Source organism: Brevundimonas sp. UBA7838, assembly GCF_002500885.1.
Classification (GTDB): Bacteria; Pseudomonadota; Alphaproteobacteria; order Caulobacterales; family Caulobacteraceae; genus Brevundimonas; species Brevundimonas vesicularis_C.
Genome location: NZ_DLTK01000010.1, coordinates 1 through 12711, shown reverse-complemented (window position 1 = coordinate 12711; position 12711 = coordinate 1). Strand labels below are relative to the sequence as shown.

The following is a 12711-nucleotide window of genomic DNA, read 5'->3' as shown; positions in this document are numbered from 1 at the left end:
CCCGCCGAGTCCGCGCCTGCAGCCGCGCCGGCGCCCGTCGCCGATGACGCGCCCGTCCCCACGCCTTCGCCGGAGCCGGCGCAATGAGCGTTCAGGATCATCGCTATCATCGCCCCGCGCCGGGCGCCGATTTCCAGGAACGACTGCAAGGCCGCCTGTCGCCCTTCTGGCGCTGGCTGACCGAACTGGTCTGGCGGCTGGAGCACGGCTTCGAGCGCGCCCGCGCCGACGCCCGCCCGGAAGAGGACACGCGCGTCCGCATCTTCCTGATCCTGATCGTCTTTTCCTGCGTCTTCGGCGGCCTGGCCATCGGCGCGTCGTATAAGGCCCTGTTCGCCCCGGCCAACGGCCTGGGCCGCGGCGTCAATCCGAACGCCCTGGTGCGCGGCGACCTGACGGACCGCAATGGCGAGCTGCTGGCCACCAACATCGTCCACTACGGCCTCTACATCGACCCGGCCGAGATCTGGGATCGCGACCTGGCCTATCGCCAGATCCGCCGCGCCCTGCCGCGCATCTCGGCCGAGCGGCTGAAGAAGGTGCTGGGCGGCGACCGTCGTCTGATCGCCTTGACCGGCCTGACGCCTCAGGAAAAGGCCGCCGTCCACGATCTGGCGCTGGGCGGCGTCACCTTCGAGCCCGAGGATCGTCGCGCCTATCCGCTGGGAACCTCGGCCGTCCATCTGATCGGCGACGCCGACACGGGCGGGCAGGGCGTCTCGGGAGCCGAACTGGCCTTCAACGACGAGATTCGCGCGGCGGGTCAGCGCGGCGAGGCCTTCCCCCTGTCCATCGACCTGCGCGTCCAGGGCGTTCTGGAAAACGAACTCGCCGCCGCCGCGATCAAGAACCAGGCCAAGGGCGCCGTCGGCATCGTCACCGACGTCCAGACCGGCGAGGTTCTGGGCATGGCGTCCTGGCCGACCTTCAACTCGGCCGATCGCGGCGCGGCGCCCGACGGCGCCACGCTGAACCGCGCGGTTTCGGGCCACTACGAAATGGGCTCGGTGTTCAAGACCTTCACCGTCGCCGCCGGCCTCGATACCGGCCGGGCCGACATGAACACCCTGTTCGACGCCTCCCAGGCCTTCCAGATCGGCGATCGCAAGATCAAGGACTTCCACGCCCAGAACCGCGTGATGACCCTGGAAGAGGTCTATCTGCACTCCTCCAACATCGGCACGTCGCAACTGGCGGTGCAGATGGGCCCCAACACCATGCGCGACTATTTCCGTCGCCTGGGCCTGCTGGACGCCGCCAGGATCGAGCTAAAGGAATCGGCCAAGCCCGTCGTGCCGCGTCGCTGGGACAACTCGACCCTGGCGTCGCTGTCCTTCGGCTACGGCATCATGATCACCCCGGCCCAGATGGTTCAGGCCATGGGCGCCCTGACCAACGGCGGTCGGATGATCCCGCTGTCGCTGCGCAAGGGCGGCGCCCGCAACGTTCAGCCGCAACAGGTCGTCACCGAAGAGACCTCGCGCGCCATTCTCGACCTGCTGCGTCGCAACGTCGTCAAGGGTTCGGGCGGCTTCGCCGACGCGCCGGGCCTGCGGGTCGGCGGCAAGACGGGCTCGGCCAACAAACTGGTCGGGGGTCGTTATGACCCCAGCCACGCCCTGGGCTCCTTCGCGGCGGTCTTCCCCGTCGACGGCCCGCTGAACGGCAAGCGCTACGCCATCCTGATCGTGATGGACGAGCCGGGGACCTATCCCAAGACCGGCGCCTATGTCGCTGCGCCGGCCGTGCACAATATCGCCGACCGCATCGCCGGCTTCCTGGGCGTCGAACGCCGCGACGACCGCTGGCGGACGGCCTCGGGCGAGAAGATCCCGCAGTATCAGGACGTGGCGGGGGACGGGCTTTGAGCGCGCTTCACCTTTCCGACCTGCTGCGCCGCGACGTGTCCTCGGACCCCGTCATCACCGGCGTCACCGCCGACAGCCGCAAGGTCTCGCCCGGCGCCTTGTTCGTCGCCCTGCCGGGCACGGCCGCCGACGGCCGCGCCTTCATACCCCAGGCCCTGGCGCAAGGGGCCGCTGCGGTTCTGGCGCCGACCGACACGCCGGATGGCGCGGCGCCCGTTCTGGTCACCTCGGGCGACGTGCGCCGGGCCTACGCCATCGCCGCGCGGGGATTTTATGGCGCCCAGCCCAAGACCTGCGTCGCCGTCACCGGCACCAACGGCAAGACGTCGGTCGCCACCTTCTGCCGCCAGATCTGGGCCGGGATCGGCCACAAGTCCGCCAGCATGGGCACGCTGGGCGTGATCGGCCAGAAGGGCGACAGGACCTACGCCCTGACCGGTCCCGGCCTGACCAGCCCCGACGCCGCCGAGGCCGCGCGCCTGATGGCCGAACTGGCCGCCAAGGACGTGACCCACGTCGCGCTGGAGGCCTCGTCCCACGGTATCGATCAGCGCCGCCTGGACGGGGTCGCCCTAAAGGCCGCGGCCTTCACCAACCTGACCCAGGACCACCTCGACTATCATGGCACCATGGCGGACTACCGCGCCGCCAAGATGCGCCTGTTCGAGACCCTGCTGCCGCGCGGCCGCACCGCCGTGCTGAACGCCGATTCCGACGCCTATTCGGTCTTCGCCTCGGCCTCGATCATGGCGGGTCTGGGCGTCATGGGCGTGGGCGAGCGCGGTCGCGACCTGACCCTGATCGGCCGGCGCGCGACGCCTGAAGGGCAGCGTCTGACCATCGACGTGCGCGGCGACATCCGCGAAATCCTGCTGCCCCTGGCCGGCGCGTTTCAGGCGTCCAACGCCCTGGTGGCGGCCGGTCTGTGCATCGCCGCCGGCGATCCCGCCGACGCCGTCATCGGCGCGCTGGAAGGCCTGACCGGGGCGCAGGGCCGCCTGCAACGCATCGACGGCGGTCAGGAAGGCCGGGGGGAGGTCTATGTCGACTACGCCCACACGCCCGACGGGCTCGAGACGGTTCTGAACGCGCTGCGTCCCCACGCCACCGGCTGCCTGATCGTCGTCTTCGGCGCCGGCGGCGACCGCGATCGCGGCAAGCGCCCCCTAATGGGCGAGATCGCCGGGCGTCTGGCCGACATCGCTATCGTCACCGACGACAATCCGCGTTCCGAAGACGCCGCCGCCATCCGCGCCCAGGTCCGCGCCGGCTGCCCGGACGGGATCGAGATCGGCGACCGCCGCGCCGCCATCGAGGCCGCCGTCGAAATGATGCGTGACGGGGATGTGGTGGTCATCGCCGGAAAAGGGCATGAACAGGGTCAGATCGTCGCGGGCGTGACCCACCCCTTCGACGACGCCACTGTCGCGTCCGAGGCCCTGTCTCTCTATGCCTGAACACTCCGCCCGCCCGCTTTGGTCGGCCGCCGAAGTCGCCGCCGCCACGGGCGGCGTGCTGCAGGGCGATGATCGCCCGATCACGGGCCTGACCTACAACAGCCGCGAGATCGTCCCGGGCGATCTGTTTCTGGCGCTGAAGGGCGAACGCGACGGGCATCAGTTCGCCGGCGGCGCCTTCGCATCGGGCGCTGCGGCCGCCCTGGTCGAACATCCGGTCGAGGGCGGCCCTTGCGTCGTCGTGCCCGACACCTTGCGCGGGCTCGAGGCCCTGGGCGTCGCCGCCCGCGAGCGCGCGCCCCATGTGAAGCGCGGCGCCGTCACCGGCAGCGTCGGCAAGACCAGCGTCACCCAGGCGATCAAGGCGGGCCTCGACCTCGCCGGTCCCGCCCACGGCTCGATCAAGAGCTACAACAACCACATCGGCGTGCCGCTGACGCTGGCCCGGATGCCGGTCGAGACCCAGCGCGCCGTGTTCGAGATCGGCATGAATGCGCCGGGCGAGATCGCGCCCCTGTCGCGTTTCGTCGCCCCCCACGCCGCCTGCGTCACCACGGTTGGTCCGGTCCATATCGAGGCCTTCGCAGACGGCGAGGCGGGTGTCGCGCGTGAAAAGGCGACCATCTTCCAGGGCCTGGTGCCGGGCGGTGCGGCGGTGGCGAACGGCGACGTCGCCTTCTCGGCCGTCCTGTGCGACGCGGCCAAGGCGGTCGGCGCGCGTCTGCTGACGTTCGGATCCGACGCCGGCCATGACGCCCGCCTGCTGGACTTCCGGCCTGACGCCGAGGGCGCGGCGGTGGCCGCCGAACTGTTCGGGCGACGCATCGACTATCGCCTGGCCCAGTCCGGCGCCCATTGGGGCCTGAACAGCCTGTGCGTCCTCTTGATGCTCGACGCTTTGGACGTGCCGCTGGACACGGGTCTGGAGGCCCTCGCGGGGTTCCAGCCTCTGGCCGGACGCGGCCAGACGCGCACGGTCACGACGCCGCACGGCGCCTTCACCCTGATCGACGAAAGCTACAACGCCAATCCGCTGTCCATGGCCGCCGGGTTCAAGACCCTGGGCGCGCGCTCGACCTCGGGCCGCCGCGTGGTGGTGCTGACCGACATGCTGGAGCTGGGCGAGCAGAGCCGCGACCTGCATGAAGGCCTCGCCGGCCCCATCGACGCCGCCGGCCTCGACCTGGTCCACGCCGCCGGTCCCGAGATGCGCTGGCTCTACGACGCGCTTCCGGTCTCGCGACGCGGCGTCTGGCGCGCGACGGCGGCGGAACTGGCGGCCGAGGCGGCCCTGCTGGTCGCGCCCGGAGACATCGTCATGGTCAAGGGCTCGAACGGCTCCAAGGCCTCGCTGGTGGCCAAGGCTCTGGCCGATCTTCAAGGCCGCGACACGCCGTCCGCGACGCGATAGAGGACCAAAATGTTCTATTTGCTCTATCTCTACTACGCCGACGTGGCGCACCAGTATCCGCTGCTGAACCTGGTTCAGTACCAGACGGTGCGCGTGGCGCTCGCCATGGCCACCGCCATGATCGTCGCCGTCGCCATGGGCAGCCGCTTCATCAACTGGATCCGCGCCAAACAGGGCCGGGGCCAGCCGATCCGCGACGACGGCCCGGTGTCCCACCTGTCCAAGGTCGGCACCCCGACCATGGGCGGTCTGATGATCCTGGCCGGCATCGGCGTGGCGGTGCTGCTCTGGGGCGACCTGACCAATCCCTACATCTGGATCGTTAGCTTCGTGACGGCGGCTTTCGGCGTGCTGGGCTTCATCGACGACTACGCCAAGGTGACCAAACAGACCTCGGCCGGCCTGACTTCGAAACAGAAGCTCTTGGCCCAGACGGTCGTCGCCGTCGTCGCCGGCGTCCTGACCGTGCTGTGGATGACGGTGTCGCCAACCTCACCGGGGCTCGAGACGTCGATCGCCTTCCCCTTCTTCAAGGCCGTGCTGCTGAATATCGGCTGGTTCTATGTGGCGTTTGCGGCCTTCACCATCGTCGGCTTCTCCAATGCAGTGAACCTGACCGATGGTCTGGACGGTCTGGCGACCGTGCCGGTGATGATGGCGGCGGGCGCGTTCGGCGTGATCAGCTACCTCGCCGGCAACTTCGTCTTCGCCCAGTATCTTCAGGTCCACCACGTGCCTGGCGCGGGCGAACTGGCCATCTTCTGCGCGGCCATGATCGGCGGGGGCGCGGGCTTCCTGTGGTACAACGCCCCCCCGGCCAAGATTTTCATGGGCGACACCGGTTCGCTGGCGCTCGGCGGCGCCCTGGGCGCCATCGCCGTCACCACCAAGCACGAACTGGTCCTGGGCATCGTCGGCGGCCTGTTCGTCATGGAGGCCGCCTCGGTCATGATCCAGGTCGGCTATTACAAGCTGACGAAGAAGCGCATCTTCCTGATGGCGCCGGTCCACCATCATTTCGAGAAGATGGGCTGGCCGGAATCCACCGTCGTCATCCGCTTCTGGATCATCGCCGGCGCCCTGGCCCTGTTGGGCCTGTCGACGCTGAAGCTGCGCTGATCCGATGATCCCCGTTCCCGGCTTTGAAGGCAGGCGGGTCGCGGTCTTCGGCCTGGGACGGTCGGGGATCACGGCCGCGCGCGCCCTTCAGGCCGGGGGCGGGGTCCCGATCCTGTGGGACGACGGCGAGGCCGGCCGCGCGCAGGCGAAAGGCGAGGGCTTCACGGTCGAGGATCTGGCCGCCGCCGACTGGTCCGACTTCGCCGCCCTGGTCCTGTCGCCCGGCGCGCCGCTGACCCATCCCAGGCCGCACTGGACCGTGGACCTGGCCCGCGCGGCTGGCGTGCACGTCCTCGGCGACATCGAACTGTTCGCCCGCGCCCTGGCCGCCCGGCCGCAGGATCAGCGGCCGCGCGTCGTCGCGATCACCGGCACCAACGGCAAGTCCACCACCACCGCCCTGATCGGCTGGGTGCTGAAGTCGGCGGGCCTGACGGTCCACGTCGGCGGCAATATCGGCGTCGGCGTCCTGGCTCTGCCCGAACCGACGCCCGACGCCGTCTATGTGATCGAGGTCTCCAGCTATCAGCTGGACCTGACCACGACCTTCGCCCCCGATGTCGCCATCCTGACCAACATCTCGCCCGACCACCTGGACCGCCACGGCGGCATGGACGGCTATGTCGCGGCCAAGGCGCGCATCTTCACAGGGCAGGGAGCGGACGGCGTAGCCTTGGTCGGCGTGGACGATACTTGGGGGCAGGGGATTGCGTCCCGACTTTCCCAACGTGTGATCGCTATCTCGTCAAATCCTTCTCACCCGAGGGCAGAAGGCTACGTGGCGCTGCCCGGTGCGATCTGGAGCGAAGATCGCGAACTCGTAAACCTCACCGCCGCCCGTTCGCTTCCCGGCCGCCACAACGCCCAGAACGCCGCCTTCGCCTATGCGACCGCCCTCGCGCTCGGTCTGGATCATGACGCCGCCGTCGCCGGCCTGCTGTCCTTCCCCGGCCTGGCCCACCGTATGGAGGCGGTCGGCCGCCTCGGCTCCGTGCGCTTCATCAACGATTCCAAGGCCACCAACGCCGACGCCGCGCGTCAGGCCCTGGCCTCCTATCCGTCCGTCTTCTGGATCGCCGGCGGCGTGCCCAAGGCTGGCGGCATCGCGGACCTGGCCGACCTCTTCCCCCGCATCGCCAAGGCCTATCTGATCGGCGACGCGGCCGACGCCTTCGCCGAAACACTTGCTGACACGCCCCACGTCAACGCCCGCACGCTCGACGCCGCCGTGGCCGCCGCCGCCGCCGATGCGGCCTCGGCCGGCGGCGACCAGATCGTCCTTCTGTCCCCCGCCTGCGCCAGCTTCGATCAGTTCAAGGACTTCGAGGCGCGCGGCGAGGCCTTCCGCGCCGCCGTCCTGGCTCTCGGCGCCGTCCCGGAAACCGCGTCATGAGCGCTCCCTACACCCCCGCCTTTTCCCGCAACGACCAAAGCCATGTGGCCCAGTGGTTCTGGACCGTGGACCGCGGCCTGCTGGGCGCGGCGCTCGCGCTGATGGCCCTGGGCGTGGCGCTCAGCTTCGCCTCCAGCCCCGCCGCCATCCTGGCCGATGAATCGATCACCGACCCCTTCCACTATTCCTGGCGGATGATGGTCTTCTCGGGCGTGGGGCTCAGCATCATGCTGACGACCTCGCTGATGTCGCCGCGCGGCGTGCGGCGCATCGCGGTCCTGGCCCTGTTCGGCGCCATCGTCGTGATGATGGCCTTGCCGTTCATCGGCGATACGGTGAAGGGGGCCGCCCGCTGGGTGAACTTCGGCCCCTTTAGCCTGCAACCGTCCGAGTTCGCCAAGCCCGGCCTGATCGTCTTCGCCGCCTGGATGTTCGCCGAGGCGCAAAAGGGCCAGGGGGTGCCCGGTGTGACCATCGCTTTCGGCTTCTACGCCCTGACCGTCTCCCTGCTGCTGATCCAGCCCGACATCGGCCAGACGCTTCTGATCACCACCACCTTCATGGCCGTCTTCTTCATGGCGGGCGTGCCGTTCAAATGGATGGCGGTTCTGGCCAGCCTGGGCATGGCCGGGCTGGTGTCGCTGTATTTCGTCTTCGGACACATGCGCGACCGCCTCAGCCGCTTCTTCTCGCCCGAGACGACCGACACCCACCAGATCGACAGCGCGTCCGAGGCCATCCGAGCCGGCGGCCTGCTGGGCCGGGGCATCGGCGAGGGCGTGATGAAGCGCCGCGTGCCCGACCTGCACACCGACTTCATCTATTCCGTCGGCGCCGAAGAGTTCGGCCTGATCCTCAGCCTGATCATGATCAGCCTCTACGCCTTCATCGTCATTCGCGGCATGCGCCGGGCCATGAAGCTGACCGATCCGTTCGAGCAGACGGCGGCGGCGGGCCTGTTCATGCTGATCGGGCTTCAGGCCTGCATCAACGTCGCGGTGAACCTGAACCTGATCCCGACCAAGGGCATGACCCTGCCCTTCATCAGCTACGGCGGCTCCTCCATGCTGGCCATGGGCCTGACCATGGGCTTTGCACTCGCCCTGACGCGGCGCCGCCCCGGCGCCTACGAACCCGGCGCCAGCCTGACCATGGGCCGGCGGTTGCTGTAGTTCTCTTTCGTCGTCCCTCGATCTCGCTACGCCAGTCGCAGGAGGACGAAAGAGCGGTTAGCCAGCCTTCTTTGACGAAAACATCCGGACGATTTCCGTCGCTTACCGCTCGCGATCGGCCGTCTCCTGCCCACGCTGCAAAACCGTGCGATCCTGTCGCCGCCCATTCCTCGCCGCACCATTCCCCGCCGACATTAGACAGATTAGACGAATTAGACGGTGTTTTTGCCTGCCCACCGTCTGAACTTCAGACTATTCAGACCCTCTTTTTCGGAGCCTCGCCCATGACCAAGCTCTGCGTCGTCGCCGCCGGCGGCACCGGCGGCCATATGTTCCCGGCCGAGGCCCTGGCGCGCGAGATGGCGGCGCGCGGCTGGCGCGTGGTCCTGGCGACCGATCACCGGGGCGAACACTACGCCCACGCCTTTCCGGCCGAGGAACGGCTGGCGCTGGACGCCGCCACCGGCTCCGGCCCGCTGGGCCTGATCAAGGCGGGCGTCGCCATCTTCAAGGGCGTGGTTCAGGCGCGAACGGCTTTCGACCGGCTGGGCGCCGACATCGTCGTCGGCTTCGGCGGCTATCCGTCCGCCCCGGCTCTGGTCGCCGCCGTCACGTCCCAGCGACCGACGGTGATCCATGAACAGAACGCGGTCCTCGGCCGCACCAACCGCATCCTGGCCCCCTATGTCGGTCAGGTCGCCTCGTCCTTCCCGACGCTGGAACGCGCGCCGGCCAAGGTCCAGGGCCGCTCGCACGTCGTCGGCTCGCCGGTGCGGTCCGAGATCCGCGCCCTGTTCGACCGCCCCTATGTCGCGCCCGCCGCCGACGGCCCGATCCAAGTGCTGGTGACCGGCGGCAGCCAGGGCGCCCGCATCCTGTCCGAGACCACGCCCCGCGCCCTGGCCGCCCTGCCGGAAGCCCTGCGTCGCCGCCTGAAGGTGCAGCAGCAGTCACGCCCTGAGACGTTGGAGGCCGCGCGCCAGATCTATCTGGAGGCCGGGATCGAGGCCGAGGTCGCCCCCTTCTTTCGCGACATGGCTGACCGGCTGTCCAAGGCCCATCTGGTCGTCGGCCGCTCCGGCGCCTCGACGTGCGCCGAACTGGCGGTCGCGGCCCTGCCGTCCGTCCTGATCCCGCTGAAGATCGCCACCGACGACCACCAGCGCCTGAACGCCAAGGCCCTGACCGATGCGGGCGCGGCCGAGGTCATTCTGGAAGACGACCTGACCGTCGATCGCCTGGCTTCGACCCTGACCGACGTCCTGTCCGATCCGGCGCGCCTGTCGGCCATGTCCGCCGCCGCCCGCAGCGTCGCCATCCCCGACGCCGCCCAACGCCTGGCCGACCTCGTCGAGGCGACGGCGGGACGTGCATAATGTCTCCTCCCCACGTGTGGGGAGGGGGACCGCGTAGCGGTGGAGGGGTTCTTCGCGCCGAAGGAACCCCTCCGTCACGGCGCGAAGGGCGCGCCGCGCCACCTCCCCATCGCTTCGCGACAGGGAGGAGACATCAACCCTCTCGGCCCTGATGCGTTAAGGAAGCCATGCCTCCCGAGATCATCGCCGTCACCCGCCAGATCCGCGCCCTGTGGCATCGGTTCGACTGGCTGCCCGAATGGGCGGTCATCGGCCTGGTGCTGCTGGTCTTCGTCGGCGGCGGCTGGATGACGCACAAGATCGTCTTCGCCATCCTGCGTCGCGTCGTTCGCAACAAGGATCTCTTCTGGCGCGGCGTGGTCGAGCGCGCGCGGGTGAAGCTACGCGTCCTGATCATCATCATCGGCATCGGCATCGGCGTGACCGTCTCGCCGATGGATCCCGGTCCGTCCGAGGATATCCGCAGCGCCCTGCTGTTCCTGTTCATCCTGACCCTCGGCTGGATGGCCTCGGGCGTGCTCGACATGTGGTCGGTCATGCACCTCAAGCGGTACAATATCGCCGTCGAGGATAATCTGCTGGCCAGGAAGCACCTGACCCAGACCCGCATCCTGCAGCGGGTGGCCAAGGTCGTGCTGTTCATCGTCACCGTGGGCCTGGCGCTGATGACCATCGCCGGCTTCCGTCAGTGGGGCGTCAGCCTGCTGGCCTCGGCCGGCGTCGTCGGCATCATCGCCGGTCTGGCGCTTCAGCCGATCCTGACGAACATGGTCGCCGGCATCCAGATCGCCCTGACCCAGCCCATCCGTCTGGACGACGCCGTCATCGTCGAGAACGAGTGGGGCAATGTCGAGGAGATCACCTCGACCTATGTGGTGGTCAAGCTGTGGGACTGGCGCCGGATGGTGCTGCCGCTGTCCTACTTCATCACCAAGCCCTTCCAGAACTGGACGCGCGAGAACGCCCGCCTGATCGGCGTCGCCTTCTTCTACGTCGATTACGGAGCGCCCATCGACCGGCTGCGCACCGCCTTCGAGGGCATCGTCAAGGCGTCCAAACACTGGGACGGCGACGTGCAGGTGATGCAGGTCACCGACATCACCGAACGCGTGCTTCAGGTGCGCTGCCTGGCCAGCGCCCGCTCGGCCCCTGTAGCCTTCGACCTGCGCTGCGAGATCCGCGAGAAGCTGATGGCCTTCATGCGCGACGAATGCCGCGAGGCTCTGCCGCGCGACCGCATCGAATGGCCGCAAGGCGAACCCTCTAGTCTCCCTCCCCGCCTCGGGGAGGGTGGCCGCGAAGCGGTCGGGTGGGGGCGGCCGCCATCAGTTCGCGAAGAATAAAATCCATGACATCCGGGAGTCGATCCCGAACATCGGAGGCCGCTATGCGCAGTGTCTTTACGCCGTGATGAGCCAATGCGGCGTCACGGCGGGCGTCCCAGTCGCCACGCCCCTCATGCGAACCGCCATCGACCTCCACCGCCAAGCCGCGTCGGAGACAAATGAAGTCGACATAATAGCCGAGGAGAGGATGCTGGCGTCGGAAATGAAAACCTTGTTTTCGAAGGTCGCGCAGAGCCAACCAAAGCCTCGCCTCCGGCGGGCTCATGGCTTTTCGCATCGCTCGGGCTTTTGCGATCTTCGCCATTCTGGGCCGCCCCCACCCGGTCTCGCTGCGCTCAACCACCCTCCCCTGAAGGGGAGGGAGATGGCAAGAGGCTTAGTCCGCCAGCGCCCTTTGTCCCTGGCTGATGGCCTGCTCCAGTGTCAGCGCTTGGGCCGGCCGTTCGGCCCCGCAGGCGATGGCCAGCAGCTCGGCTGCATCCCCGCCCGGCGCGGCGTCATAGGCGGGGGCGGCGTCCGGGGTCACCGGCCCTTCCGTCCCGTCCGCTTTCAAAGAGGAGAAGTCCAACCGATCCGCCGTCCTCGCCCGACAGTCGAACGCCCACCTCGACCAGCCCCCGACATAGATCACGTCTCCGACCTTGAACCCGGCCTCGGTCACCTGCAGCTCCCGCATCCTCGCGACGTCGCCCTCGCGTTCGATCGAGGCCGCGTCGGCATAGATGGCGAACCGTCCCACGCCGGTCGGGACCAGCTGAGGATCGGCGAGCGCGAGCAACAGGGCGATCATCCGACCAGGGTCTCCGCCTGTTTCAGGTCCACGCTGACTAGCTGGCTCATGCCGCGTTCGGGCATGGTGACGCCGTACAGCCGGTCCATCCGGCTCATGGTGACGGGGTTGTGGGTGATGACGATGAAGCGGGTGTCGGTGCGGCTGCGCATCTCGTGCAGCATCCGGCAGAAGCGGTCGACGTTGGCGTCGTCCAGCGGCGCGTCCACCTCGTCCAGCACGCAGACCGGCGCGGGGTTGGCCAGGAAGACGCCGAAGATCAGGGCCGCCGCCGTCAGCGCCTGTTCGCCGCCGCTCATCAGGCTCATGACCGACAACCGCTTGCCGGGCGGGCAGGCGTAGATCTCAAGCCCCGCCTCCAGCGGGTCGTCGCTCTCAACCAACTTCAGCTCGGCCTGGCCCCCGCCGAACAGGGCTTCGAACAGGGTCTTGAAGTTGGCGTTGATCACGTCGAACGCCGCCACCAGCCGCTCACGGCCCTCGGCGTTCAGCTCGTCGATGCCGTCGCGCAGCTTGGCGATCGCCTGGGTCAGGTCAATCCGTTCCGACTTCATGCTGTTCAGCCGCTCGCCGTATTCGACCGCCTCGTCCTCGGCGCGCAGGTTGACGGCCCCCAAGGCCTCGCGTTCGCGCTCCAGCCCGTAGAGCAGGCTCTCGGCGCCGGCGGCGTCGGGCGGGCGGGCGATAGCGTCATCGGTCAGCTTTTGACCCAGCTCCTTGGGCGACATCTGCGCCGTCTCGCGCAGGGTGGTCTCGGCCTCGGCCAGCTTCTCGGCGGC

General features: G+C 68.7%; 10 protein-coding genes and 1 pseudogene. 8 read left to right on the top strand and 3 right to left on the bottom strand.

Annotated features, from left to right (window positions below):
* Positions 1 to 83: 83 nt before the first annotated feature.
* The 8 genes from B3T77_RS00595 to B3T77_RS00560 all read left to right on the top strand — a co-directional run bounded on the left by B3T77_RS00595 (position 84) and on the right by B3T77_RS00560 (position 11139).
* A complete protein-coding gene (locus tag B3T77_RS00595) occupies positions 84 to 1868 on the top strand; it encodes a peptidoglycan D,D-transpeptidase FtsI family protein (RefSeq protein WP_185225553.1) in 1785 nt (594 codons plus the stop codon).
* Entirely contained in the window at positions 1865 to 3325 is a 1461-nt protein-coding gene (locus tag B3T77_RS00590; RefSeq protein ID WP_292076081.1) for a UDP-N-acetylmuramoyl-L-alanyl-D-glutamate--2,6-diaminopimelate ligase, read from the top strand. The genes B3T77_RS00595 and B3T77_RS00590 overlap by 4 nt, the downstream gene beginning before the upstream one ends.
* Complete coding sequence (locus B3T77_RS00585; protein ID WP_292076078.1) at positions 3318 to 4736, top strand: UDP-N-acetylmuramoyl-tripeptide--D-alanyl-D-alanine ligase; 1419 nt, start codon at positions 3318 to 3320, stop codon at positions 4734 to 4736. The genes B3T77_RS00590 and B3T77_RS00585 overlap by 8 nt, the downstream gene beginning before the upstream one ends.
* Before the next feature lie 9 nt (positions 4737 to 4745).
* A complete protein-coding gene (gene mraY / locus B3T77_RS00580) occupies positions 4746 to 5855 on the top strand; it encodes a phospho-N-acetylmuramoyl-pentapeptide-transferase (protein ID WP_017504532.1) in 1110 nt (369 codons plus the stop codon).
* A gap of 4 nt (positions 5856 to 5859) precedes the next feature.
* Positions 5860 to 7248 (top strand): UDP-N-acetylmuramoyl-L-alanine--D-glutamate ligase, encoded by a 1389-nt coding sequence (gene murD, locus B3T77_RS00575; RefSeq protein ID WP_292076072.1) that lies wholly within the window; start codon positions 5860 to 5862, stop codon positions 7246 to 7248.
* Complete coding sequence (locus tag B3T77_RS00570; RefSeq protein ID WP_055805836.1) at positions 7245 to 8420, top strand: peptidoglycan glycosyltransferase FtsW; 1176 nt, start codon at positions 7245 to 7247, stop codon at positions 8418 to 8420. Before murD ends, B3T77_RS00570 begins: the two co-directional genes overlap by 4 nt.
* 284 nt (positions 8421 to 8704) lie before the next feature.
* A complete protein-coding gene (murG, locus tag B3T77_RS00565; RefSeq protein ID WP_292076065.1) occupies positions 8705 to 9796 on the top strand; it encodes an undecaprenyldiphospho-muramoylpentapeptide beta-N-acetylglucosaminyltransferase in 1092 nt (363 codons plus the stop codon).
* Between the two features lie 167 nt (positions 9797 to 9963).
* Complete coding sequence (locus B3T77_RS00560; protein WP_292076063.1) at positions 9964 to 11139, top strand: mechanosensitive ion channel family protein; 1176 nt, start codon at positions 9964 to 9966, stop codon at positions 11137 to 11139.
* On the opposite strand, the gene B3T77_RS00555 is transcribed toward B3T77_RS00560, so the two are convergent.
* From B3T77_RS00555 to B3T77_RS00545, 3 genes and pseudogenes are all read right to left on the bottom strand, one after another.
* Complete coding sequence (locus B3T77_RS00555) at positions 11060 to 11407, bottom strand: endonuclease domain-containing protein (RefSeq protein ID WP_271043068.1); 348 nt, start codon at positions 11405 to 11407, stop codon at positions 11060 to 11062. The two genes, B3T77_RS00560 and B3T77_RS00555, sit on opposite strands and share 80 nt — an antisense overlap.
* Positions 11408 to 11518: 111 nt before the next feature.
* Positions 11519 to 11932 carry a surface-adhesin E family protein gene (locus B3T77_RS00550; RefSeq protein WP_292076060.1) on the bottom strand — a complete coding sequence of 138 codons (414 nt, stop codon included), beginning with the start codon at positions 11930 to 11932 and terminating at the stop codon, positions 11519 to 11521.
* Positions 11929 to 12711, bottom strand: a pseudogene (locus tag B3T77_RS00545) (chromosome segregation protein SMC); the annotation flags it as partial. The gene B3T77_RS00550 and the pseudogene B3T77_RS00545, both read right to left, overlap by 4 nt.

What these genes read in the sequence shown, in the direction of transcription:
- B3T77_RS00595 (WP_185225553.1), top strand. Translation starts at nt 84, where the DNA reads ATGAGCGTTCAGGATCATCGCTATCATCGCCCCGCGCCGGGCGCCGAT.
- B3T77_RS00585 (WP_292076078.1), top strand. Translation starts at nt 3,318, where the DNA reads ATGCCTGAACACTCCGCCCGCCCGCTTTGGTCGGCCGCCGAAGTCGCC.
- mraY (WP_017504532.1), top strand. Translation starts at nt 4,746, where the DNA reads ATGTTCTATTTGCTCTATCTCTACTACGCCGACGTGGCGCACCAGTAT.
- murD (WP_292076072.1), top strand. Translation starts at nt 5,860, where the DNA reads ATGATCCCCGTTCCCGGCTTTGAAGGCAGGCGGGTCGCGGTCTTCGGC.
- B3T77_RS00570 (WP_055805836.1), top strand. Translation starts at nt 7,245, where the DNA reads ATGAGCGCTCCCTACACCCCCGCCTTTTCCCGCAACGACCAAAGCCAT.
- murG (WP_292076065.1), top strand. Translation starts at nt 8,705, where the DNA reads ATGACCAAGCTCTGCGTCGTCGCCGCCGGCGGCACCGGCGGCCATATG.
- B3T77_RS00560 (WP_292076063.1), top strand. Translation starts at nt 9,964, where the DNA reads ATGCCTCCCGAGATCATCGCCGTCACCCGCCAGATCCGCGCCCTGTGG.
- B3T77_RS00555 (WP_271043068.1), bottom strand. Translation starts at nt 11,407, where the DNA reads ATGAGCCCGCCGGAGGCGAGGCTTTGGTTGGCTCTGCGCGACCTTCGA.
- B3T77_RS00550 (WP_292076060.1), bottom strand. Translation starts at nt 11,932, where the DNA reads ATGATCGCCCTGTTGCTCGCGCTCGCCGATCCTCAGCTGGTCCCGACC.